We start from the raw sequence: 22694 nt of genomic DNA, 5'->3' as shown, positions 1-22694 counted from the left end.
CAAAATTGGCGATCTAGCCTGCTCTATTTCACAGTGACGGACGGGAGCGATTCTGGGTTCTGCGATACACTGGTTAGCCTAGATTAGCCCAGAAAAATTAAGGCACTTGGACGATCTGCCTAAGTGCCTGTTTTGATTGGTGGGTTGTGAGGGGATCGAACCCACGACCCGCTGATTAAGAGTCAGCTGCTCTACCAACTGAGCTAACAACCCGATCTGCAGGATAATAGCAAAATTCCCAGACAAAGCAAGGCTGGCTCCCGTCCAGTACGCAGTGAAAGCCTGGATTTGTCTATACTTCGCCTTGTAGTTCTCAGGAATCAGGCGCCTGGTGCAGAAGGCGATAGCTATGCGCGGCAATCATGCGGTCTTCGTCGGTGGGAATGCAAAGTATCTCTATCGGGCTGTCGCTCTGGGAGATTCGTCTCTGCCCGGCCTGATTGGCGGCGCTATCCAGGACGAATCCCAGGCTGGAGAGGGGGGCGCAGATCAGCTCGCGTACCAGATCGGCATGTTCGCCGATTCCGCCCGTAAAGACCAAGCGATCCACACCTCCCAAAACCGCCAGAAAACTGCCGATCATCTTGCGCACACTGTAGGCCAAGGCATCGATGGCAAAGGCGGCTTGTGGCTCGTTGTTCCGGGCCGCCAGCAGCACCTGCATGTCGCCACTGATGCCGGACAGACCAAGCAAACCGGAGAGATGGTTCAGGACCCGTTCGAGCTGGTTGGCGGTATAGCCCTTTTCCTCGAGCAGAAAAAGAAGCACCCCGGGGTCGAGATCACCGCAACGGGTGCCCATGACCACGCCGCCCGTGGGGCTGAGCCCCATGCTGGTATCCACGCAGACGCCGTCCCGCACTGCCGCCAGACTGGCACCATTCCCCAGATGCGCGATGATGCTCCGTCCGCTGTTCGGAATTTGGGTGCAGATGTATTCATAAGAGAGTCCATGGAAACCATATTTCCGTACCCCTTCCTGCCACAGATTGCGGGGCAGGGGATAGCGCGCCGCCAGTTCTGGAATACTGCGGTGAAAGGTGGTATCGAAGCAGGCGAACTGCGGGGTTTGCGGCCAGCGCTGCTTGGCGGCATCCATGACGGCAATCTCGGCAGGAAGATGCAGAGGGGCAAAACGCAAAGAGGCCCGGAGGGTTTGCAATACCAGGGCATCGATGCGGCAGTGCTCGCGCAAGTCTGGGCCGCCGGAAACGACGCGGTGCCCAATCGCTGCGAGTTGCTGCACCCCCAGCTCCTGGAAACAGTCGAGCAGAGCGCGTAGGGCGCTGGAATGATCAGGGAAAACGGCATTGCGATCGATGTTGGCGCTTTTCGCTCGCCACCACAGGCGACCGACACTCTGACCAATGCGCTCGATCGCGCCTTCTCCCAGCCTTTGCCCGCTCTCGTCGGCATATTCGTACAGAGCGAACTTGAGGGAAGATGAGCCGCCATTGAGGGCCAGAATCAGCTCAGCCATGTGGAGTCTTCATGTATCCAGCCAGGCTGTAGTGCTGATGCGCTCGCGCAGACGTTGCAGGAAGCGGGCGGCATCGGCGCCAAAGATCACCCGATGATCACAACTCAGGGTACATTCACTGCTGCCATCGGCTTGGGTTGCCGCTACTGCCAGGATGGCTGCAGCACCCAGGGGCACGATGGCATCGAAGTTGTGCACCACGTCAAAGACGCCAAGATTGGAAAGATAGAAGGTACCGCCGCGATAATCCTCCGGAGCCAAGCGACCTTTTTTGATCTTGCCGAGCAGAATGCGCCAGTCTTCTGCCAGCTCCTTGAGCGGACGTCGGGCCGCATCGCGCAGAACCGGGGTCAACAGGGCGTCACCGGTATCCACGGCAATCGCCACGTCCACCCGTTCCCGTTTGGCCAGCCCCTGGGGGGTCCAGAGATGGTTGAACCAGGGATCTTCCGCGACCGTCAGCGCGCAGGCCCTTGCCAGCACGAGGGTGAGGCTGAGCTTCGCAGCTTTGGCTTGTGTTTGCAGTGCACTGAGGGGTAGGCGTGCGCCAATCTGAAAGGTTGGCGTCTGCACGGCATCCTGCATATTCCGAGCTGCCGCAGCCCGCACACCAGAGAGGCGCTCGATCTGGTAATCAGGGCCGGTACTGAGATCTGGCAGTGGGCCGCGCAGTGCCGTCGCAAGTACGCGACGACTGTCGATGGGACCTGTGCCCAACAGATTCAGATCTACACCCAGTTCCTGAGCCAGGGCACGGGCATAGGGGCTGGCAAGAACGCCATCTGCCGCTGCGCGCGGGGTGGATGGCTCGGTAGGTGCGACAGGGACCGACTCTTGCGCGGCTGCTTGTGGCGGCGTTGCCTGAGATATTTTCGGGACAGGTGTTGCAGCAGGGGTGGCTGATGGGGCGACAGAGCCAGAAGCTGCAGTATTGCTTGCAGAAGTGGTTGCGTCCAGATCCTCTTTACTATCCACCAGCCAGGCGATCACCGAACGCACCGGGATGTCCGTATCCACTGGCGCCAGGGGGCCCGCCAGGAACCCATCCTGGAAGGCCTCGACATCCAGTATCGCCTTGTCGGTTTCCACTTCGGCGAGGGCATCTCCCTTTTTTACCGCATCACCGACGGCCTTGTTCCAGCGAACCAGGCGTCCTGTCTGCATGGTATCCGACAGGACGGGCATGATGACTTCCTGTTTCATACGGGTGCTCCTGACATTTGGACAAGGTCTCTGGCGGATCGACAGGTCCGCTCGACATTGGGGATTGTGGCGGCCTCCAGCTCCGCTGCAAAGGGTGTGGGAAGATCGAGCCCGGCTGTGCGCTGGATGGGGTGGTCCAGAAAATAGAAGCAGCGCTCTTGCAAGGTCGCAGCGATTTCCGCGCCAGCACCGGCAAAGCGGCAATCTTCTTCCAGAACCAGGGCACGATGGGTCCTACCAACTGACTGTATACAGGGCTCCCAGTCGATGGGGGAGAGACTGCGCAGGTCGATGACCTCCATTTCGATGCCCTCCCTTGCCAGCTCCTCCGCCGCCGCCAGGGCCACTTCCACCATGCGCGAATAGGCGATACAAGTTAGATCGCGTCCCGGACGCCGGACCACTGCGGCGTGTATGGGCAACGGAGTAGCATTCGTCGCTACTTCTCCTTTGTGGAAATACAGGAGTTCGTGTTCAAGGACGATGATCGGGTCATCGGAGCGGATGGCCTGCCGAAGTTGCCAGTAGGCATCCTGAGGGGTTGCGGGAACGAGAATGCGCAGGCCGGGAACATTCATCAGGGTATGTTCGAGGCGCTGCGAGTGCTGTGCCCCGAGCTGTTTGGCGACCCCGCCCGGCATTCGCACCGTCAAACCCATGGCAAACTGCCCGCCAGACATGAAAGGAATCTTGGCGGCCATATTGATCAGGGCATCGAGGGCGAGGAGGGCGAAATTGATGGTCATGATCTCCACCACCGGCCGCAGTCCCAACATCGCCGCACCAACACCGAGTCCGGTAAAGCTGTTTTCCGAGATCGGGGTATCGCGTACCCGCCACTCGCCATATTTGGCCAGGAGCCCTTCGCTGACACGGTAGGTGCCGCTATACAGGCCAACATCCTCACCCAAAAGAAACACGTTTCCATCCTGTGCCATCTCTTCGTCCAAGGCGCGATTCAGGGCCTGCCAATAGAGCATCTCCGTCATGCCGCGCCCCTCCCAAAGAAGTCCTCGAAGCGATGATTTTTCTGAAATACTGCCTGCACATCGGTAAGGCTCGGCGCGGCTGCTGCCTGCGCTTCGGCGAGGGCTATGCGCATTTCCTCGGCGATTTCCTCTTGCAGACCTTGCAGCCTCTCACTATTGAGGTGACCGGCGGCGCAGCATTGCTCCTGAAATTGCAGTACGCAATCGCCGGCGGGGCAATTGGCCTGTGTACTCAACTCTCCTTCCAATTCTTTGATGGGATCCTGGCGTTGGTAGGCCTGTACCTCGCTGGCCGGACGATAGGCGCCTGGATCGGCCATGGAATGGCCGCGGTAGCGGTAGGTCTCGAACTCGAGAAACTGGGGGCCATCACCGGCACGAATGCGTGCCAGGGCCTGCTCGCTCGCCTGCTGCACCGCCAGGACGTCCATGCCATTGATCCGCTCGGCGGGAATATTGTAGGCGCAGGCGCGGCGATAGACCTCGACCACGGCGGAGTGGCGATGGATTTCCGTACCGATCTGATAGTGATTGTTTTCGCAGACAAAAAGGATGGGCAGACGCCATAGGGCGGCCATGTTCAGGGATTCATGGAAGGTTCCCTGATTCACCGCGCCGTCGCCAAAGAAGCAAATGATGGCTTCGGGTAGCTGGCGATAGGCGACGGCATAGCCAGCCCCCAGGGCAATGGGAAAGGTCTCCCCGACGATGGCGTAACCCCCCAGAAAGCGCCTTTGCGCATCGAAAAGATGCATGGAACCGCCCATTCCCCCGCTTACCCCGGTCTTTTTGCCGAGAAGTTCCGCAAAAATGGCCACCGCCGGAATGCCACGCAGGAGGGCGTGTACGTGTTCGCGGTAGGTGCTGACGATGTAGTCGCCGGGTTCGGCGCAACTAAGCACCCCAGCTGCCACAGCCTCTTCCCCGGGGTATAGGTGTAAAAAACCGGCGATTCTGCCGGCGGCGTACTCCTGAGCCGCGGTCTCTTCCAGGGCGCGAGCGCGCAGCATCTGGCGCAGTAAAAAAACGGGATCGACGCTATGCATGGTCCACCTCCGGCAGAAACTCGTCGAGGGCTTTGCTAAGCGGCACCAGATACATCAGGGCCGGACCACCATGCATGAGCACTGCCTGGAAAGCGGCACTCATGATCTCATCGCGGCTTGCGCCCGCTTTGACGGCGCCATGCACATGCAAGGCGATACACCACTCGCATTGTGCCGCAACGGCCAAGCCCACATTGATAAGTTCCTTTTGCGCTTTGCTCAGCGCGGGACTCCCGTCTGCTTTTCCCATGAAAGAAAGAAAGCTATTGATTTCTGAAGGATATTGTTCCTTGAGACGGTGGGTGAGCTCTTCAATCTGCGTGATGCGATCCTGCATTTCCGGCATGACGACCTCCCTGAAGGTTGGTAATTCCGATCTGGATCTCGGAATTTAGCGTAGACAGTCTGCTGGAAATGAGCAAGTCACTTATTACAGCTCGGAGTGCAGGAGCAGGCTGCGCCCCGTCATTTCTTGCGGTTTCTCCACTCCCAAAAGATCCAGTACGGTGGGCGCGACGTCGGCCAAACCGGCACCAATTCCGAGGCGCGCTCCGGGCTCTCCCAGCAACAAAAAGGGCACCGGGTAGACGGTATGCTGGGTGTGCGGTTCGCCACTGACGGGGTCGACCATTTCGTCGCAATTACCATGATCGGCGCTGAGAATGACCCGATACCCGTGCGCCAGAGCCACCTGTACAATACGATGAAATTGCAGATCGAGGGTCTCGACGGCGCGCAGGATGGCAGGGATCTTGGCGGTGTGGCCAACCATGTCGCCATTGGCAAAATTGACCAGCACAAACGCATACTTGTCCGCGCGCAGTGCGCCAATGACGCGATCCGCCACTGCCGGCGCACTCATCTCGGGTTGCAGATCGTAGGTGGCAACGGCAGGGGAGGGGATAATCGTGCGCTCTTCCCCAGCAAAAGCTTGTTCGCGACCACCATTGAAGAAATAGGTCACGTGCGCGTACTTTTCGGTTTCCGCACAGTGGAACTGTGCCAAGCCGGCATTGGCAAGGACCTCTGCCAATACCTGCGCGGGGATTTCCGTCGGAAAAAGCACTGGTAGGGCAAAGTTCTCGTCATAGGCGGTCATGCAGGTACTGACACGCGCGCTTTCACTGCCGCGATCGAACTCGGCAAAATTGGGAAGGGCGATGGCGGCGCAGAGCTGGCGCATGCGATCGGAGCGGAAATTGAAGAAAAGTACCGGCTCGTCGGCGGCGATGCGCGCCCTTCGCGGATCACCAATCACCGTAGGCTGAATAAACTCATCCCCGTCATCCCGTTGCCAGCCCGCCTGTACGGCGCTCAGGGCATCCTCTGTCGATTGCCCCTCGCCAAGCAGCATGGCTCGCCAAGCCTTTTCTGTACGCTTCCAATGCTGGGCACGGTCCATGGCGTAGTAACGGCCCGAGAGCGTAGCGATATGGCCGGTGCCGAGCTGCTGCAAGGCCTCCTGCAGACGCTGCACATAGCGATCGGCGCTGCGCGGCGGCGTATCCCGACCATCGCTGATGAAATGCACGACCGGTTCCATGCCGGCCTGTACCAGAAGGGGCAGCAATCCCAGGAGATGCTCGATATGCGAATGCACGCCGCCATCGGAGACCATACCAATCAGATGGATGCGTTTGTCTTTCTGCAGCATTTTCTGCCAGTTGGGTAAGCGTTCCAGGCTCCCATCGGCAATGGCATCGGCAATGCGCAGCAAGTCCTGTTTGAGAATGCGCCCTGATCCCAGAGTCAGATGACCGACCTCAGAATTGCCGAACTGCCCATCCGGTAAGCCCACCGCCCGCCCGGAGGCTTGCAGGGCACTATGCGGGTTGCTGGCAAAGTAATGATCGAGATGTGGAGTCCGCGCCTGCGCCCAACCATTGAAGGCTCGACTGGGGTTAAGCCCAAAGCCATCAAAAATCACCAGCAGAACTTTCTTATCGGGCATGCCACACTCCTCATCCAGGAAAAAAATCGACGTTAGCTATGCAGGGATTTCTCCAGCTCCAGCACCTGGCGGGTAGTGGAGAGAATGGTATCAGGATTGAGGCTGATGGAATCAATACCCAGTCGTACCAGAAATTCCGCCATTTCCGGATAATCCGAGGGCGCCTGGCCACAGAGACCGGAGTGGATGTGGTTACGCCGGCAGCCCTCTACGGCCTGTTGGATGAGCACCTTTACCGCGGGATCGCGCTCGTCATAGTCGAAGGCAACGATGGCGGAGTCGCGATCAACCCCTAGCGCAAGCTGGGTTAGGTCGTTGCTGCCGATGGAAAAGCCATCGAAGCGCTTGGCAAACTCATCGATCAGCAAGACGTTGCTGGGCACTTCACACATGGCGTAGACTTGCAAATCGTTTTCGCCCCTACGCAGGCCAAATTCGGCCATCTTCGCCAACACTGCGTCGGCTTCCTCTATCCGGCGGACGAAAGGCAGCATGACAATGACATTGTCCAGCCCCATTTCCTCCCGTACGCGCCGAATCGCGCGACATTCCAGGCGAAATCCCTCTTCATAATTGGGATGGGCGTAACGCGAGGCACCGCGAAAACCCAACATGGGATTGGCTTCTTCGGGCTCAAAATCCGTACCCCCGATCAACGCGGCATACTCGTTGCTCTTGAAGTCCGAGCTACGCAGCACCACGGGTTTCGGATAAAAGGCAGCGGCAATGGTCCCGACCCCCTCGGACAGACGTTGCACGAAATATTCTTCCGGGCTCGAGTACCCTGCGGTCCGTCGCTTGATCTCGTGGCGCACCTTCGCGTCGCTGATCCGTTCGGGATGTAACAGGGCCAATGGATGGATCTTGATGGCATTGGCAATGATGAATTCCATGCGCGCCAGTCCGACGCCATCATTGGGCAAGGCTTGCAACTGGAAGGCCAGCTCCGGATCGCCCAGATTCATCATGATTTCCGTTTTCGGCCGTGCCAACCCAGAAAGATCAGTCTCTACCACCTCAAAACGCAGAGTGCCGGCGTACACGTTGCCTACCTCCCCCTCGGCGCAGGAGAGGGTCGCTGCTTGCCCATCCGGGATCCGGCTCATGGCTCCCTCTGCCCCTACCACCGCCGGAATGCCCAATTCCCGGGCAATAATGGCGGCATGACAGGTGCGGCCACCACGCTCGGTAACGATACCCGCAGCTAGCTTCATCACCGGCTCCCAATCGGGAGTGGTATTGTCGGCGATCAGGATCTCTCCTGGCTGGAAGAAATGCAGTTCCTCCAACGTAGCGATGTGTCGCGCCCGACCCGTAGCGATTTTGCTCCCTACTGCACGGCCGCTGACGAGTATGGCACCCCTCTCGCGCAGATAATACTCCTGCAACACAGTACCCTTGCGCTGCGAGGCGACGGTCTCCGGCCGGGCCTGCACGATGTATAGTTGGCCGTCTTCGCCATCCTTGGCCCACTCCATATCCATCGGCCGTTCTTCGCCAATCGCCTTGCTGTAGTGTTCTTCAATCTGGATGGCATAGCCGGAGAGGGTGAGCACGTCTTCGTCCGCAAGGGAAAAGCGCTGTTGTTCGGCAGCCGTGGTGGCAAGGTTGCGCACGCCATGATGGGTACTGCCGGCGGCGTAGACCATCTTCAGCTTTTTACTGCCGAGAACGCGTCGCAAGACCGCACGCTTTCCCCGTCGAAAGCCGGACTTGAACACATAAAATTCGTCGGGATTGACCGCACCCTGCACGACGTTCTCCCCCAGTCCATAGGAAGATGTGATGAAAATGACGTCGCGAAAACCGGTTTCTGTATCCAGTGAGAACATCACACCGCTGCTGGCAAGATCAGAACGCACCATCTTCATGATGCCAATGGAAAGGGCGACATGGAAATGATCGAAGCCCTCGTCCATGCGGTAGTGAATGGCGCGATCGGTGAAGAGGCTGGCAAAACAACGCCGACAGGCATCGAGCAAATCCGCTTCCCCACTGATATTGAGATAGGTATCCTGCTGCCCTGCAAAACTCGCGGTGGGCAGATCTTCGGCGGTGGCCGAAGAGCGGATGGCGAGCGAGAGATTTTCGCCATATTCCTCCCGCAGGCGGGCGTAGGCGGCGAGAATCTCTTCTTGCAGTTGCTTCGGCAATTCCAGACTGTAAATCAGCTCCCGCGCTGCCTTGCCACGCCGCGCAAGATCCTCGACCTGATGCGGCTGCAAGCCGTCGAGAATTGCATGGAGTTTGGGCCAGGCCTGGTGGCGATCGAGCAGATCCCGATAGGCGTGAGCGGTAACGGCAAAGCCGTTGGGTACCCGCACCCCCAGCGGGCGCAGCGCCCGATACATTTCCCCGAGCGAGGCGTTTTTGCCGCCCACCAAAGCAATGTCATCGATCCCGATTTCGGCAAAGAAGCGGATGTATTCCACGGCAGGCCCCTCCAAAACGGATATGCTCCTTTGAAGATAGACCCCATCCCTGGCTACCGCAAGGACGATTCCGTCGACAGTGGATGGCCCGCCGCATGGTGAAGTTCAGCCTCTGGCCAACTGCGTCGCAGCTCTGGAAGAGGCCGTTGCAGCAATCCTTCGAGCCGCGCCATTTCCGGCTGGAAGCGCTCAATCAACCAGTCCCGAGCTTGCGGATCGATGGCGGGCTTTTTTTCCTTCCGCAGGAAAAGATTGCGCCAGATATACTCCCCCCAGCGTTGCGGAAAAAAATATTCGCCAATGGTCCGGCTAATGGGATTTCCAGCCAGTCGCCGCGCCCAGTTGCCGCGGGGGCGTGCGTAGTGGTTGTGCGCCCTACGGAAATCGATGCGTTGAAACGGCAGGGGAGAAACTTGCAGAAATTCTGCCAGATCATGGAGAACCTGTAGCGGTTTGCGTTGCAGATCCTCCAATAGAAGCACTCTCACCTGATTTCGACCAAACAGCGAAAAGTAGCGCTGAATCTGATCATGATACAAACCCAGCTCGACGTATAACTGGGATACGCCCCAACCTTTGTCCGGACGCGTCCAGTCCCGTTGCAAGGCGCTGTAAAAATCGAGATCGGTAACGCCCTCATTGAAGTCCATCAGATATTGCGCATAGGCCCGCTGTACCGGATCGCGCAGGATGATGATGATCTTGCTGTCTGGACAACATTGCGCGATTTCCTGCGCAGCGACTTCCGACCACAGGTAGGAGGGGCTGGCATCGCCCCGATACGTCACTTGGCCCGAGTCCTGATACAGTCGAAGATACTGCTCTTCGGAGTCAATATAACGGATACAATGACGTTGTTCCGGGGCCGGATGCGGGTGCGTGAAATAATGCGGCTCTTTCATTTCCGGAAAATAGATCTCAGGATGTTGCTTGAGATACGCCCAAAGAGAAGTGGTCCCACTTTTTACCGCACCGACGATAAATAAATTAGGCCAATTTTGCATCTTACTCATTTTCTGGTGTATGAAATGGAAATCCTGCATGGCGCAGGGTCTGCGCCAGAATGCTTGGGGAAAGGCCGTTGGGTAGGGGACCCAAGCGCAAACGATAGGCCCAAGATCCATGATCAATACCGGGCGCGATCTGTACTTTCGCGATACCGGCACGCTGCGTCTTTTCCCACGCCACTTGCGCCAAATAGATGCTGGAATATGCCGCAGACCAAAGATAATGCTGGTCGGAGGTCGCCGCCATCGTTGGTGCCGCGGCATCCGCGGCGGCAGCAGCCAAGCCCGCCACCGCAATCGGAGTCGTAGCGAAAATATCCAATGCCCGAGCTGCGCCAGATCCCAGTTGTAGCAAGCCAAAACTGCCAGGGGGGCTCTTTTGGTCGATCAGAACCGCTACGCGACGATGATTGGTAAGATTTTCGACCAGCGCGCAGGATGGCGAAGGAAGCACGCTGCTGGCAGCTGTCAGCTCTTTCTCCGGGCTGCTTTGCATTCCCGATCCGTTGTCCTGCCAAGCAAGCCAGGTCGCCATACCACGAAGTGGGGGGTGGGGAGTGGCACGGGAGTCGGCCAATTGACAAGCGCTTTGCAGGACTGGAGTAGCGGCCATGGCAATGGGCACATAAACCAGCAGAAGCGCTGTCGCCAGGCGCAACACGATCACTATACCCCTCCCGAAGCGAACAGGGCGCGGAGGGAAGCAAGGTAAACCTGCGGCAGGCGCTCCAGGTCGGCCAGGGCCACATGCTCGTCAATCTTATGGATACTCGCATTGCAGGGACCAAGCTCCACCACCTCACCGCCCAGCAGGGCAATGAAGCGGCCATCGGAGGTGCCACCCCCAGTGGACAGCTTTGCCGGCCGTCCCATGATCTCGGTGATGCCCGTTTGCACCGCATCCAATAACTTGCCGGGCGCGGTATAAAACGGTGGCCCGGAGAACTGCCAGTCCAGCTCGTAGCGCAGCTGCTTACGATCCAGAATTTCCTGTACGGCTGCCTGCAGGTCCTCCACGCTGGATGCTGGCGAAAAGCGAAAATTGAATTGCAGCTCGAGCACACCGGGAATGACATTGGTAGCGCCGGTGCCAGCGTGGATATTCGAGATCTGCAGGCGCGTGGGGGGGAAGTCAGGGCTGCCGGCATCCCATTCACGTCCGACAAGTTCCTGGAGGGCTGGCAAGACCCGATGAATAGGGTTGTCCGCCTTCTCCGGGTAGGCCACATGGCCCTGCACACCGAGGATGCGGAGGGTGCCATTGAGGGAACCACGGCGGCCATTCTTGACCACATCGGCCAGGCTTTCTTCCGAAGAAGGCTCGCCGACCAGGCAGTAGTCGATCCGTTCACCACGGCAGTGGAGTTGCTCGACCACGTGGCGGGTACCATGGGTAGCGACGCCCTCCTCATCGGAGGTGATCAGAAAAGCAATGCGGCCTGAATGATCGGGAGACTCGCGCAGAAAATCCTCGGTAGCCACCAGCATTGCCGCGAGACTTCCTTTCATGTCGGCAGCCCCCCGGCCATACAGATTCCCATCGCGAATGATCGGCACGAAGGGATCGCTATGCCAGGCATCGAGCGGCCCGGTCGGGACGACATCGGTGTGTCCGGCAAAGCAGAACACGGGGCCCTCTGAACCGTGTACGGCCCAGAAGTTCTCCACGCCGCCGGCAGGCATGCGCTCGATGGTAAATCCGAGCGCCGCAAGCTTTTCGATCATCCACTCCTGACAGCCCGCATCCGCAGGTGTTACCGACTGACGGGCAATCAGTTCCTTGCTGTAGTCGAGAACGCGCATCAGAGATCGCGCAGAATTTCGTTGATGCCGACCTTACTCAAGGTTTTGGCATCGACCTTTTTCACAATTACGGCGCAATAGAGACTGTAACTGCCGTCCTTGGCGGGCAGATTGCCGGACACCACCACCGAACCGGCGGGCACCCGGCCATAGCTGATCTCGCCGGTGCTGCGGTCGAAGATCCGCGTGCTGGCCCCCAAAAATACCCCCATGGAAATCACCGAGCCTTCCTCGACGATCACTCCTTCCACCACTTCGGAGCGGGCGCCGATGAAGCAGTTGTCTTCGATGATGGTAGGGTTGGCCTGGAGTGGCTCGAGCACGCCGCCGATGCCGACGCCACCGGAGAGATGCACATTCTTACCGATCTGCGCGCAGGAACCCACCGTCGCCCAGGTGTCGACCATCGTACCCTCATCGACATAGGCGCCGATGTTGACGAAGGAGGGCATGAGCACGCAATTGCGACCAATGAATGCCCCTTTGCGCACGGTCGCGGGTGGCACCACGCGAAATCCGCCAGTGCGGAAGTCGTTGCTGTTGTAATCGCTGAACTTGCCTGGCACTTTGTCGTAATACTGTGTCTCGCCACCATTCATGCGGAAATTGTCTTGCAGGCGAAAGGAGAGCAGCACCGCTTTCTTGATCCACTGATGGGTGTGCCACTGCCTATCGATCTTTTCGGCCACGCGCAGCACGCCCTTGTCGAGCCCCTCCAGTACCTGATGCACCGCCTCGCGCAGCTCTGCAGGGGCCTGTTTGGGGGAAATTTCGGCCCGCTGTTCCCAGGCCGTATCAATGATTTCTTGCAATGCAGTCACTAGATAATTTCCTTTTAGGATCAAGAGAATGTTTGGAGAAACTTACGGATTCTGATCAGCCCTTCACGACAAATGTCCAGAGGACCAACCAGGGCGATGCGCACGCGCTCGACGCCAGGATGGGCCCCATGCGCCGCACGTGCCAGATAGGTGCCGGGCAGGCAGCGTACGTGTTGGACCGCGTAGAGATCGCGGGTAAAGGCCTCGCCATCGCCCACCTGCAACCAGAGATAAAAGCCACCATCGGGACGTTCGACGGGGAGGAGATCACCCAGGATTTCTGCCGCCGCCGCAAATTTCTCTGCGTAGTCCTCGCGCATGGCAATGACATGTTTTTCGTCGCCCCAGGCCGCCGCCGACGCGGCCTGGATGAAGGGCGGCATGGCATTACCCAGGTAGGTGCGATAGAGCCGGAAAGCCGCCAACAGCTCTGCGTCACCGGCAACGAAGCCGCTGCGCGCACCGGGGATACTGGAACGCTTGGAGAGGCTGTGAAATGCCAAAACCTTGCTCAAAGAGCCGCTGCGGGCTGCGGCGCTCAGTACCCCAGCCGGAGGGGTATCGAAGTAGATCTCGCTGTAGCATTCATCCGCCGCCAAAATGAAATCATATTGCCGCGCCGTGGCGACCAGAAAATCCCAATCCTCCGCCTGCAAGGCAGCCCCGGTGGGATTGTGTGGGCTGTTCACATAGAGCAGGGCACAACGCTGCCAGATCTCCGGCGCTACCGCCCGGTAGTCCGGTTGGCCGCTTGCCTCGCAATTGAGATAGTACGGTTGCGCCCCCGCGAGGATCGCTGCGCCCTCGTAGATCTGATAGAAAGGGTTGGGTAACAGAATCAGATCCTTGCCGGAGCCACTATCCGTCAGTGCCTGGGCAACGCTGAACAACGCCTCACGACTGCCGTTGGCAGGCAAAATGTGCTTTTCGGGATCGAGGAAGCCCTCGGGCAGGGTGAAGCGCCGGGACGCCCAGGCGGCGATCGCCTCACGCAAGGTGTCCGCGCCGAGTACTTTGGGGTACTCCGCAAGGCCATGCAGATGTTCGATGATACTTTCCACCACCAGGGCGGGAGCAGGATGCCGCGGTTCCCCGATGGAAAAATCGATCAGGGGTAGGGCCGGGGGGTGTACACCGGCCAGCAAATCGCGCAGACGCTCAAAGGGGTATGCCTGCAGTGACGACAGTCGTGGGTTCATTTTACAATCGCCTCCCCATCAGCGCGTCACGGGATCTGAGTGAACATGATTCATCCGCAAAAGTTTGGGCCAAGCAGGCAGCGCTGACAAGTGTCCGGGAGTTCCTCAGCACATTCTACGCAGCTATTGCCGGTTTTGAGCCTGATTCTGGGCGCTGGCCTATGGGGCACCTATTGGTGGCCCTTGCACTTTTTTACCGCGCAAGGCTTTGGTGGGCCGTGGTTGATCGCCATCACCTATCTTTTGCTGGCCGCGGCTGGGAGCCTTTTGGCCTGGCGGCGTGGCGTGCACAAAGTCCGTCGTGGCGATTGGCGCAGCCTTTTCTGGCTCGCACTGTTTGGTGGCTGGACCAATGTGGCGTTCATGATGGCCCTATTTCACGGGCAGGTCGTCATCGTCCTGCTGCTTTTTTACCTGTCGCCGGTCTGGGCGGTATTGCTCGCCCGCGTCTTCCTGAAAGAGGCCATCGGCTGGCGCGGCGCCTTGGCCGTGCTGCTCGCGGTGTCCGGCACCGTACTGGTGGTTGTGCAGGGAAATCTGGATCTGCGCACAGCCGGGCTGGTCACGCTGTTTTTTGCCGTGAGCAGCGGCTTTGCCTTTGCCTTGAGTAACGTCGTGCTGCGCGGGGCCAGTCTCAGCTCTGACCTCATCCGGGCGGTCGCCATCTGGTGGGGTTGCGCCATTATTGCCTTGGCCTTCGCCGTCAATGAGGCTTGGCCAGCCGCGCCCCACTGGCCAGTACTCTTCCTTCCCCTCTTCGCTTGGTTCTGGGTCGGTTTCGCTACCGCCAGCACCATCTATGGGGTCAGCCGTTTACCCATCCGTATTTCTGCAGTGATTATGCCAATCGAGGTCATTGTGGGTGCTGTCTCTGCCTGGATTTGGGCAAATCAATCAATGAGCTTTATCGAAATCGCGGGGGCAGCGCTGATTCTGTCTGCTTCTCTCGTGCAGTTAATTCGCCAAAAGGCGGGCGCGTAAGGCGTCGGCGTCTTCCAGCACCACATTGGCTCCCCAGGCACTGGGTGGATCGGACTCCTGCCAATAGCCCCAGGACGCAGCCCAGGCGTGACAACCTGCCGCGTGGGCGGCTTCGATGTCACGGCGATCATCTCCCAGAAACACGGTCGCCTCGGGCTCGATTCCAAGATGCCGCAGGGCATACTGCACCGGCAGGGGCGAGGGCTTAGGTTTCTCGGTGGTGTCGCCACCAACCACGATGGCGGGAGGATAGGGCAGGGCGAGGGTGCCCAATAAATCGTGGGTCAACTCCTCGCTTTTGTTGGTGACGATGGCCCAAGGAATTTGCCTTTCCGAGAGGTACCGCAGAGTCTGCAGGATTCCGGGAAAGAGGACACTGGCGCGGTGCGCGCGGGCGCGATACAGGCGCAAAAAATCCAGCCGCATCTGGGCATAGTCGGGATCGGCGGGAGTTATACCAAATGCCTTCCCGAGCAGTCCCGGCGCACCATGAGAGGCCATCCGACGGAGTGCGTCGAACGCCGGTACTGGCAGATTTCGCTCTCTGGCCAGATCCTGCACTGCACCGACCAGATCCGGCGCACTGTCCACCAAGGTGCCATCCAAATCAAAGAGCAGGGCCTGCCAATGCATCATGCAGGCTTCTGGCAATGACAGAGATAGTTGACGCTTACGTCGCCCGTCAGCCGTGCCACGCGCCGCCAAGGGTCATAGTGCATGCCCTGGAGATCGCGCAGACGCAGGCCGCTGGCGCGAATCATGTCCAGCAATTCACTCGGCCGCAAGAATTTTTCATAGTCATGGGTACCGCGGGGTAACAGACCCAAGAGATATTCTGCACCAACAATGGCATAGAGATAACTCTTCGGGTTGCGGTTGAGAGTGGAGAGAAACACGCTTCCCCCGGGTTTTACCAATTTCGCGCAGGAGGCAATGATGGAAGCGGGGTCAGGGACGTGTTCGAGCATCTCCATGCAGGTCACGACATCGTAGCTGTCGGGCTCTGCCGCCGCGAGATCTTCCACGGCGACTGCGCGATATTGCATCTCGATTCCCCGCTCTACGGCATGTTGCTTTCCCGCCTGAATCGCGTCTTCCGCCAGATCGATCCCCAGCACCTCCGCACCCTGCCAGGCCATGGATTCGCTCAGGATACCGGCACCGCAGCCGACATCCAGCACGCGCTTGCCGCGCAGCCCACCCGATACTTTTTCGTTGATATATTGGAGACGTAGCGGATTGATTTCATGCAAAGTGTGGAGCGGGCCCTGGGGGTCCCACCAGGTATTTGCGAAAGACTGAAACTTGTCGATCTCCGCTGGATCCAGATTGCTCATCAGCTGTTCTCCCGTGCAATGCGCAAGGCCCAGTCCTGCGCTTCCCGGCCGAGTTCGGCATCATCCCAATGCAGCGCCCGGCCATCCTGTATTTTCTGTACGCCCGCCACCCAAACATTGCGCACCTGATCGCGTCCAGCGCAGTAGACGAGCTGCGAGATAGGGTCGTAGACCGGACTGGTGGCAGGATGATCGAGACTGATTGCGATACAGTCGGCGGCCTTGCCGACCTCCAGGCTACCAGTCTCCTTTTCCCAACCCAGGGCCCGCGCCCCGCCCAGGGTCGCCAGGTACAGCGCCTGCTTGGCGGGTAAAGCGGTAGGGTCGCCTTCTCGTCCTTTGGCCAGCAGGGCTGCCGTGCGCAATTCGCCGAGCATGTCGAGATCATTGTTGCTGGCTGCGCCATCGGTACCCAGGCCAACTCCCTGACCCTGCACCAGGAGAGTAGCTACCGGGGCAATCCCCGAACCCAGCTTGAGATTGGACTCCGGGCAGTGCGCAATCTGCAAGCCAGTCTCCTTACAGATGGCCAGGTCATCTTCATTCAATTGCGTCATGTGCACGGCAAGAAACCGCTCATTCAGCAATCCCAGTTCGTGCAGGCGACGTAATGGGCGCCGGTCGTCTCTAGCTAAAGCATCGCGCACTTCCCCTGCCGTTTCATGCACATGCATGTGCAGGAAGCTTCCGTGTTGCCGTGCCAGTGCAGCAGCCTCCTGCAGCGGCCCGTCACTCACCGTGTAGGGTGCATGGGGCGCGATACTGTGGCGCAGCAGCGCAGGATTTCCCAGGATAGCGATGTGCTCCGCAGCTAGACGCAGGGCGTCTTCGGCATTGCGCGTGTAGGTCGTGGGAAAGTCGATGATGACATGGCCAAGTACCATGCGCATGCCCATCTCCTGCGCGACTTCTGCTGCCTCCTGCGGGAAAAAATACATATCGTTGAAGCAGGTAGTGCCCCCGCGCAGCATTTCTGCGATGGCCAAGCGTGTGCCTACGCGCACAAAGTCGGGAGCGACGAAGCGCCCCTCAGCGGGCCAGATGTGCTCCCGCAGCCAGACCATCAACGGTAGGTCATCGGCCAGGCCGCGCAAGAGCGTCATGGCTGCATGGGTATGGACATTCACAAAACCCGGCAACAAAACCTGGCCGGGGAGGGGAGTAAGCTGTGCCTCGGGGAACCGCTCCCGTAAATCAGTATGGTGACCCGTTGCGACAATTTTGCCATCCCGAACCGCTACCCCATGGGCGGGAAGGAAGCCATCCGGAACGATCGGGACCAGCCACTCCGGCAGGAGTAGTTCTACGTCAGAAAGCGATTTCTTCGTCACGCAACAACACCCCGGGAGTTGGAATTCCCGGGAGTGTAGCACGGCAGCAGGGAAGTCTCAGCCCAGGCGTGCCTGCAGGGCTTGTGCATAGGCCCAGACCGTAGCGGAATAGTTGATGCTCGGATTGTAGCCCATGATGGCGTAAAAATTGGGATAGGCAATAAAGAAGCGCGGTCCTCGCTCGGTGGCCAGCTGCAGCAGTCCCACTTGGGTACTGGCGGGCATCGGTGTTGCTATATTGGGGCGAATGCCAGCGCGCTCGATTTCCCTCAGGGGATAGCGGCCATGCAGAAAGGCAGTCGCCTGTGCCGGATTGAGAACGGTGGCTTCGCGCAAAACCGGCTGTCCGGGCTGCCAGCCATGGCCAAGAAAGAATTTGGAAGTCGACGCCAAGACATCCGGTACCGAGCGCCATAGATCTGGCAAACCATCGCCGGGAGGATCATCCCAGACGGTTCCATATTTCAGATAGCTACTCGCAAGGAACTGCGACATTCCCATCGCGCCGGCCTCCGATCCCCGCAAGGAAGACACAGGCTGTCCCAATTGATGTGCCAAACGAATAGTCTCGGCCGCTTGGTACAAAAAGAAGGAGCTTCGCGCTGGTAGTCCTAAGGCTAGAGACAAGTTTGCATCCAGCACCGGAAAATTTCCCTGGAACGTACCGAAGCCAGTCTCAATATTCAGAATCCCCATGAGGATTTCCGGCGAGACTCCATATCTTCCGGAAACCTGCGCAATAACATTCTGATGCGCCTGCCAAAAATTTACCCCTCGCTGTAGGCGATCGGCGCGCACGAAGCGATCGCGATAGCGCCACCAGGGGTATGGCTGGGGGGGAGTGGCAGAGGGAGGAGGTGGGGTCATCAGCGCGAGGGCCCGCTGGTTGAAGCGTGCATTGTAGAGAGCAGGCAGGACCCACTGCTCGGGCAACTGATACTTGATCTGTAAGGCGCAGGCGAAATTCCGCAGCTGTACTTGGTATTCTTGTGGAAACCCGGGAAAGAACAGATTCTGCGAGCAATCTATTTGCCGAGTTCGAGCAGGTTGTGCTGGTGCACTGGCCGGTGCTGGCGACACTGACTGGGGCGCAATGGCGGGAGTCGTTTGTTGCGGGTAGACCTGGTGCGCGACAGGAGTCACCTGATTGGCACAAGCGCTGAGGAGTAGAGTGCAGCCGAGCAGAATGGGGCCGGTAATAAATCTTTGGTTCACGCTACTCATGACGCTCCTGAAAACCTAAATGATCTATCGTTGATCAATTGCCATACACGCCGCTCAGAATTTGGGCCCGCGGTAGAGCCTTCCAGAACTTCATTGATTGAGTACGTGGTCATTCAGGGACTGCATGGCAAGAAGTTCCGGGGGCATGGGACGCCTGACGCCATCCAGACGTTGAGCCCAATAGGGATTATGCAGGCTCTGCACGGTAATCCCGGCATGACGATTGAGGGCGCTGACGAATTGGTCACCACCAATATAAATACCGACATGAGTATACGGGGCGCCCATGGTGTTGAAAAAGACCAGGTCGCCTTTGCGAATGCGGGAGAAAGAAACCGCCGGAAGGGCGAGGGCCTGTGCTCGAGCGGTACGCGGCACGGTTACTCCCGCCTCTTGCAGTACGTATTGAATCAGGCCGCTGCAGTCAAATCCATGATGCCGGCTTTCGCCGCCCCATACATAGGGCTTGCCAATTTGCGCAATGGCATTGACCAGCACTGCATCCAAAACTGTCGCTTCGCGATGGGAGTCGTAATAGGAATAGCTGTTTTGCGGAGTCGTTGCCGGGGCTTGAGTCGCAACCGGTGGCTGCCAGCCGTCACCCCCCCCATATTCCGCGCAACCAGAGAGTACCAGAGAGGAAACGGCGAAAAGTACGCCCACGAATCGGGCATATGGACTGACGTTTTTTAATTTACGCATGCATTCATCCCGTTATTCTTTCCGATCTGTAACGGTTTATAGAACAAAACCTTTTTTTTGGCAAGAGGAACTTGTCACGGAAAATAGCATTGAATTCCGCTCTCAAAGAAATACGATATAAAAACTTCATCTTCTCCTGATGCTTGAACTTCTCGGCTACCCGCAATATGCAGCTAGTCGTTGTTGAGGATCATTGTGAGCATGAAGAGATGGAGGGGGCAGGCGGGATCAGCACTTCAAGTGCCTCGGATAGGTTCGCAGGGCCGAATGCGTGATTTAACATAATATAGATTATGCGACATTAGAGACTGGGCATTGAATCGGGAAATCCCTTGCTTCCCGCCAGCCCGTTGCCCCTCTACGCGCTGATACGCTCCAGGTCCGAAGGCCGATTGATCAGGCTATCTCGACTCATCGCGCAATGCGCACAGAAACCCGTGCGCATTCCCTGTGGCAACACACACAACGGTAGGACCTCCAGCCGCTCGCTGCTGAGATACTGTTCAGGGAAAGCGCAAAGTTGTTGCTTGATGACAAAGTTCAGGTAATGCTCGATAGTGCTCGGTGACAGGTCCGCCACCTCCCGCACCCGCGCTTGCAGCCACTGACGAGCCTTATCCTTGCCGGCGTGCAGCTCTACCAGACGCTGAAATAATCCAGTGCCCACAGAGATGGACAGAGCCGGACCCCCAGACTCCCCCCGATATTCCAGAAATACATGGGACTGCTCTGTTTCCGCGACTGCGTCCAAGGTTGCCTCTCGCAGTTCGTAAGACAATAATAACTTTCCCATGATCCTACCCCGCTCTCATCTTATCTCGCATTTTTCAAGTGTAGCACCAAATCAGCAGAACGTGCTTGCCGTTAAGAAAGAGAAATGCTTTCTGTTCCATGGCAGAAGCCAGACGATTGGCGCGCTGAAAGGTCAACCCTGGCACCCAGAAATGTCGTTCCCACCAGGCATCGGTACCACCCCACATAGACTGATAATATTGGCCTCCGAGCTTGCGTAACAAGCGTTGATCGCGTTTGCGGTTGCGATATTCTGACTGCCAGCGTGAACCCGGATTCCAGGCGCCCAGTACGGCACCGCGCAGACGCGTGGGAGCACCAATCACGAATTCGACTTTTGCGTTTTCCGTTTTGTAACGGGATCTTGTATAGGCTTCTTGCAGCTCCGGTGAAGCTAGAACAGTGGAAAAGGTTCGGCGCTGACGACCGCGATGTTCAGTCTCTTGTGTGTTACATGCCTTGGCAGAAGCGCGAGGTCGCAGGTTGAACTTTCGGTAGATCAATGCGCTACACCGGAACCTGCAACTTCTCGTAGCGCTTGCGTTCCTGCTGAAACAGCTCTGCCGGCATGAAGAATGCCAAGAACAGGCTGGGAATCGCGGCAGCAAAACTCAGCAGGAAAAAGTGAAAATAACCCAGGTCTCGCACCAGGAAGCCGCTGAAACTGCCCGCTACGGTAGCGGCGAGAGACATCAAGGCCGAGCCAATCGCGAAATGGGTGGCTTCAAACCCCCTGCGGCAACGTTGCATCAGAAAGACCATGAGCACTGCCGTACCCAGACCCCCGGCGAATTGCTCGAACGCGGCAACGGCCGCAACCGAAAACACATCCGGCTTGGCCCAGGCAAGCCACGCGTAGGCAAGAATTGCAAAGGATTGAATGAAGGTCAGGATAAAAATACTTCGTTGCAGACTCCAGCGTGCGATAATCAAGCCACCCAGAATAGAACCCGCGATTCCAGTGATGGTTCCCACGGCGCCAGTAAGTACACCGCGTGCGATCAAACCATAGCCCAAGCTATGCAAAAATGGGGTAACCATGGCGAAAAGAAAGGCGTCGCCGGCGCGAAACAGCAAGATGAACAGTAATGCCCAGACGATGTGTGGTTGCGTAAGATAGCTACGTACGGAGTTGATCACTTGCTCCCAGCGCTGCCCTTTGGGCGTCGTGCCTTTTTCCGGAACCGGCATCACGGCCCGATGCCAGAATGCCAAACCGAGCAACATCAACGCTGCAAGAGCAAAACAGGCAAACCAGGAGATCCACCCAGCAATGATCACCAGAGCCCCATTACCAACCAACATGGCTACCCGGTAGGCCGCGACCCGCAAACCGGAGTATCCGGCCTGTTCACTTTCCGGTAAGGTCTGGATATAAAAACCATCGACGGACATATCGTGGGTGGCGGACATCACCGCCATGAGCGCGAAAATCTTGAAGGCTAGTGACAGATTCATCGTCTGCGCGGGCCAGATGAGCAGCATGGCTACTCCCGCCAGGATCAGTTCCATGACAAAGATCCAGCGCTTTTTATTGCCGAAGAGATCAATCAGTGGGCTCCAGAACAACTTGAAGTTCCAGGGCAGCCCCAGCAGAGAAAGTAAGCCGATCAGAGGAGTTCCAGCTCCAGCAGCGGTAAAAAATTGTACAGACACTTGCTGTACCAGGGAAAACGGTAGCCCCTCGGCATAATAGCTACTGGCGATCCAGAATACTTTTCGCATAAAAAACCCCGCATGAAGCGGGGTTTGTATCATGAAACCAGTAGGTTTATGAAGCCTTGGGCGGCGCGATGGGCTTTTGCGCCAGTACCCAGGAGGCAAGTTCCTTGGCTTGCGCAGGGGTAACATCCTGGGCCGGCATAGGCATGCCACCCCATACACCGCTGATACCATGCTGGATGGCATCCGCCAGTTTTCCTTCTGCCTTCGGATTGCCTTTGTACTTGTAGGCTACCCAGGCAAACGCCGGTCCTACGACCTTGGCATCGACCTGATGACAAGCAAAACAGCCCTTCGCTTCCGCCAGGGATTTGGCCTTGGCCATCTGGTCTGTGCTCATCGCTGCTGGAACCAGATGAGCTGCGGGAGATGTCTGATAGGCCGCCGGTGAGTTGGTCTCTGCGCTGGAACCAGATTCTGTTGCTCCAGCACCACTGTCGCTGGAAGACATTGCCGTGCTGTCACTGCCACTTGCGGACGATGCTGCTGCACTGCTGCTTTCGTTACCTTTACCACAGGCTGCTGCAAGCCCAATGATCCCCAGCATTACTACGGTCCGCGCCAGCGGATGAATACGCTTCCCTTCCATAACCATTGCAAAACCTCCCTTTGTTTCCGTGAGATCTTTCTCGCCCAACGTTCTGTAATTTAAAAAAGAGGATAAAACAAAATGG

General features: G+C 58.0%; 22 protein-coding genes and 1 tRNA gene. 1 reads left to right on the top strand and 22 read right to left on the bottom strand.

The window, feature by feature from the left end:
* Positions 1-137: 137 nt before the first annotated feature.
* The 13 genes from ACQAYK_RS06560 to dapC all read right to left on the bottom strand — a co-directional run bounded on the left by ACQAYK_RS06560 (position 138) and on the right by dapC (position 13931).
* Positions 138-213, bottom strand: a tRNA-Lys gene (locus ACQAYK_RS06560).
* 100 nt (positions 214-313) lie between these two features.
* Positions 314-1480, bottom strand: coding sequence for an acetate/propionate family kinase (locus ACQAYK_RS06555; protein WP_215871155.1), 1167 nt, complete (start codon positions 1478-1480; stop codon positions 314-316).
* Between the two features lie 9 nt (positions 1481-1489).
* Entirely contained in the window at positions 1490-2683 is a 1194-nt protein-coding gene (locus ACQAYK_RS06550; RefSeq protein WP_215871156.1) for a dihydrolipoamide acetyltransferase family protein, read from the bottom strand.
* Positions 2680-3672 (bottom strand): alpha-ketoacid dehydrogenase subunit beta, encoded by a 993-nt coding sequence (locus tag ACQAYK_RS06545; protein WP_215871157.1) that lies wholly within the window; start codon positions 3670-3672, stop codon positions 2680-2682. The genes ACQAYK_RS06550 and ACQAYK_RS06545 overlap by 4 nt, the downstream gene beginning before the upstream one ends.
* Positions 3669-4718: a thiamine pyrophosphate-dependent enzyme gene (locus ACQAYK_RS06540; RefSeq protein WP_215871158.1), complete on the bottom strand. Its 1050-nt coding sequence runs from the start codon at positions 4716-4718 to the stop codon at positions 3669-3671. The genes ACQAYK_RS06545 and ACQAYK_RS06540 overlap by 4 nt, the downstream gene beginning before the upstream one ends.
* Positions 4711-5064 carry a carboxymuconolactone decarboxylase family protein gene (locus ACQAYK_RS06535; RefSeq protein ID WP_483167355.1) on the bottom strand — a complete coding sequence of 118 codons (354 nt, stop codon included), beginning with the start codon at positions 5062-5064 and terminating at the stop codon, positions 4711-4713. Before ACQAYK_RS06535 ends, ACQAYK_RS06540 begins: the two co-directional genes overlap by 8 nt.
* An 84-nt stretch (positions 5065-5148) precedes the next feature.
* Positions 5149-6669, bottom strand: coding sequence for a 2,3-bisphosphoglycerate-independent phosphoglycerate mutase (gene gpmI, locus ACQAYK_RS06530; protein ID WP_215871160.1), 1521 nt, complete (start codon positions 6667-6669; stop codon positions 5149-5151).
* A gap of 32 nt (positions 6670-6701) precedes the next feature.
* Positions 6702-9101, bottom strand: a complete 2400-nt coding sequence (ppsA, locus tag ACQAYK_RS06525; RefSeq protein WP_255790271.1) for a phosphoenolpyruvate synthase — start codon at positions 9099-9101, stop codon at positions 6702-6704.
* Positions 9102-9154: 53 nt separating this feature from the next.
* A complete protein-coding gene (locus tag ACQAYK_RS06520; RefSeq protein ID WP_215871188.1) occupies positions 9155-10105 on the bottom strand; it encodes a sulfotransferase family protein in 951 nt (316 codons plus the stop codon).
* A gap of 1 nt (position 10106) precedes the next feature.
* A complete protein-coding gene (locus ACQAYK_RS06515) occupies positions 10107-10775 on the bottom strand; it encodes a hypothetical protein (RefSeq protein ID WP_483167354.1) in 669 nt (222 codons plus the stop codon).
* The gene (gene dapE, locus ACQAYK_RS06510) at positions 10775-11911 is read right to left on the bottom strand and encodes a succinyl-diaminopimelate desuccinylase (RefSeq protein ID WP_215871163.1); all 1137 of its coding nucleotides are present in this window, start codon (positions 11909-11911) and stop codon (positions 10775-10777) included. Before dapE ends, ACQAYK_RS06515 begins: the two co-directional genes overlap by 1 nt.
* Positions 11911-12732: a 2,3,4,5-tetrahydropyridine-2,6-dicarboxylate N-succinyltransferase gene (gene dapD, locus ACQAYK_RS06505; RefSeq protein ID WP_215871164.1), complete on the bottom strand. Its 822-nt coding sequence runs from the start codon at positions 12730-12732 to the stop codon at positions 11911-11913. The genes dapE and dapD overlap by 1 nt, the downstream gene beginning before the upstream one ends.
* A 20-nt stretch (positions 12733-12752) precedes the next feature.
* Positions 12753-13931: a succinyldiaminopimelate transaminase gene (dapC, locus tag ACQAYK_RS06500; RefSeq protein WP_215871165.1), complete on the bottom strand. Its 1179-nt coding sequence runs from the start codon at positions 13929-13931 to the stop codon at positions 12753-12755.
* A gap of 135 nt (positions 13932-14066) precedes the next feature.
* Here dapC and ACQAYK_RS06495 point away from each other — a divergent pair, with 135 nt between their 5' ends.
* Positions 14067-14912 (top strand): DMT family transporter, encoded by an 846-nt coding sequence (locus ACQAYK_RS06495; protein WP_226826884.1) that lies wholly within the window; start codon positions 14067-14069, stop codon positions 14910-14912.
* On the opposite strand, the gene ACQAYK_RS06490 is transcribed toward ACQAYK_RS06495, so the two are convergent.
* The 9 genes from ACQAYK_RS06490 to ACQAYK_RS06450 all read right to left on the bottom strand — a co-directional run bounded on the left by ACQAYK_RS06490 (position 14886) and on the right by ACQAYK_RS06450 (position 22615).
* The gene (locus tag ACQAYK_RS06490; protein WP_215871167.1) at positions 14886-15548 is read right to left on the bottom strand and encodes an HAD family hydrolase; all 663 of its coding nucleotides are present in this window, start codon (positions 15546-15548) and stop codon (positions 14886-14888) included. The two genes, ACQAYK_RS06495 and ACQAYK_RS06490, sit on opposite strands and share 27 nt — an antisense overlap.
* Positions 15545-16249, bottom strand: a complete 705-nt coding sequence (gene ubiG / locus ACQAYK_RS06485; protein ID WP_215871168.1) for a bifunctional 2-polyprenyl-6-hydroxyphenol methylase/3-demethylubiquinol 3-O-methyltransferase UbiG — start codon at positions 16247-16249, stop codon at positions 15545-15547. The genes ACQAYK_RS06490 and ubiG overlap by 4 nt, the downstream gene beginning before the upstream one ends.
* Positions 16249-17580, bottom strand: coding sequence for a TRZ/ATZ family hydrolase (locus ACQAYK_RS06480; RefSeq protein ID WP_215871169.1), 1332 nt, complete (start codon positions 17578-17580; stop codon positions 16249-16251). The genes ubiG and ACQAYK_RS06480 overlap by 1 nt, the downstream gene beginning before the upstream one ends.
* A gap of 57 nt (positions 17581-17637) precedes the next feature.
* Positions 17638-18804, bottom strand: coding sequence for a lytic murein transglycosylase (locus ACQAYK_RS06475; protein ID WP_215871170.1), 1167 nt, complete (start codon positions 18802-18804; stop codon positions 17638-17640).
* A 90-nt stretch (positions 18805-18894) separates the two neighbouring features.
* Positions 18895-19506, bottom strand: a complete 612-nt coding sequence (locus tag ACQAYK_RS06470) for a C40 family peptidase (protein ID WP_215871171.1) — start codon at positions 19504-19506, stop codon at positions 18895-18897.
* 358 nt (positions 19507-19864) lie between these two features.
* Entirely contained in the window at positions 19865-20299 is a 435-nt protein-coding gene (locus tag ACQAYK_RS06465; protein WP_215871172.1) for a hypothetical protein, read from the bottom strand.
* A 34-nt stretch (positions 20300-20333) separates the two neighbouring features.
* On the bottom strand, positions 20334-20624 hold the full coding sequence (locus ACQAYK_RS06460) for a DUF3293 domain-containing protein (RefSeq protein WP_215871173.1): 291 nt from the start codon (positions 20622-20624) through the stop codon (positions 20334-20336).
* A gap of 181 nt (positions 20625-20805) precedes the next feature.
* A complete protein-coding gene (locus ACQAYK_RS06455; protein WP_215871174.1) occupies positions 20806-22023 on the bottom strand; it encodes an MFS transporter in 1218 nt (405 codons plus the stop codon).
* Between the two features lie 46 nt (positions 22024-22069).
* Positions 22070-22615 (bottom strand): c-type cytochrome, encoded by a 546-nt coding sequence (locus ACQAYK_RS06450; RefSeq protein ID WP_226826882.1) that lies wholly within the window; start codon positions 22613-22615, stop codon positions 22070-22072.
* Positions 22616-22694: the final 79 nt, after the last annotated feature.

This window comes from Acidithiobacillus sp. AC3, from assembly GCF_050261095.1.
GTDB classification, from domain to species: Bacteria; Pseudomonadota; Gammaproteobacteria; order Acidithiobacillales; family Acidithiobacillaceae; genus Igneacidithiobacillus; species Igneacidithiobacillus copahuensis.
The sequence above is the reverse complement of the archived record's forward strand: the minus strand, read 5'-3'. Positions and strand labels throughout refer to the sequence as shown.

Coding starts and splice junctions, on each gene's coding strand:
- ACQAYK_RS06555 (WP_215871155.1), bottom strand. CDS start 1,480: ATGGCTGAGCTGATTCTGGCCCTCAATGGCGGCTCATCTTCCCTCAAG.
- ACQAYK_RS06550 (WP_215871156.1), bottom strand. CDS start 2,683: ATGAAACAGGAAGTCATCATGCCCGTCCTGTCGGATACCATGCAGACA.
- ACQAYK_RS06545 (WP_215871157.1), bottom strand. CDS start 3,672: ATGACGGAGATGCTCTATTGGCAGGCCCTGAATCGCGCCTTGGACGAA.
- ACQAYK_RS06540 (WP_215871158.1), bottom strand. CDS start 4,718: ATGCATAGCGTCGATCCCGTTTTTTTACTGCGCCAGATGCTGCGCGCT.
- ACQAYK_RS06535 (WP_483167355.1), bottom strand. CDS start 5,064: ATGCCGGAAATGCAGGATCGCATCACGCAGATTGAAGAGCTCACCCAC.
- gpmI (WP_215871160.1), bottom strand. CDS start 6,669: ATGCCCGATAAGAAAGTTCTGCTGGTGATTTTTGATGGCTTTGGGCTT.
- ACQAYK_RS06520 (WP_215871188.1), bottom strand. CDS start 10,105: ATGCAAAATTGGCCTAATTTATTTATCGTCGGTGCGGTAAAAAGTGGG.
- dapE (WP_215871163.1), bottom strand. CDS start 11,911: ATGCGCGTTCTCGACTACAGCAAGGAACTGATTGCCCGTCAGTCGGTA.
- dapC (WP_215871165.1), bottom strand. CDS start 13,931: ATGAACCCACGACTGTCGTCACTGCAGGCATACCCCTTTGAGCGTCTG.
- ACQAYK_RS06490 (WP_215871167.1), bottom strand. CDS start 15,548: ATGATGCATTGGCAGGCCCTGCTCTTTGATTTGGATGGCACCTTGGTG.
- ubiG (WP_215871168.1), bottom strand. CDS start 16,249: ATGAGCAATCTGGATCCAGCGGAGATCGACAAGTTTCAGTCTTTCGCA.
- ACQAYK_RS06475 (WP_215871170.1), bottom strand. CDS start 18,804: ATGAGTAGCGTGAACCAAAGATTTATTACCGGCCCCATTCTGCTCGGC.
- ACQAYK_RS06470 (WP_215871171.1), bottom strand. CDS start 19,506: ATGCGTAAATTAAAAAACGTCAGTCCATATGCCCGATTCGTGGGCGTA.
- ACQAYK_RS06465 (WP_215871172.1), bottom strand. CDS start 20,299: ATGGGAAAGTTATTATTGTCTTACGAACTGCGAGAGGCAACCTTGGAC.
- ACQAYK_RS06455 (WP_215871174.1), bottom strand. CDS start 22,023: ATGCGAAAAGTATTCTGGATCGCCAGTAGCTATTATGCCGAGGGGCTA.
- ACQAYK_RS06450 (WP_226826882.1), bottom strand. CDS start 22,615: ATGGTTATGGAAGGGAAGCGTATTCATCCGCTGGCGCGGACCGTAGTA.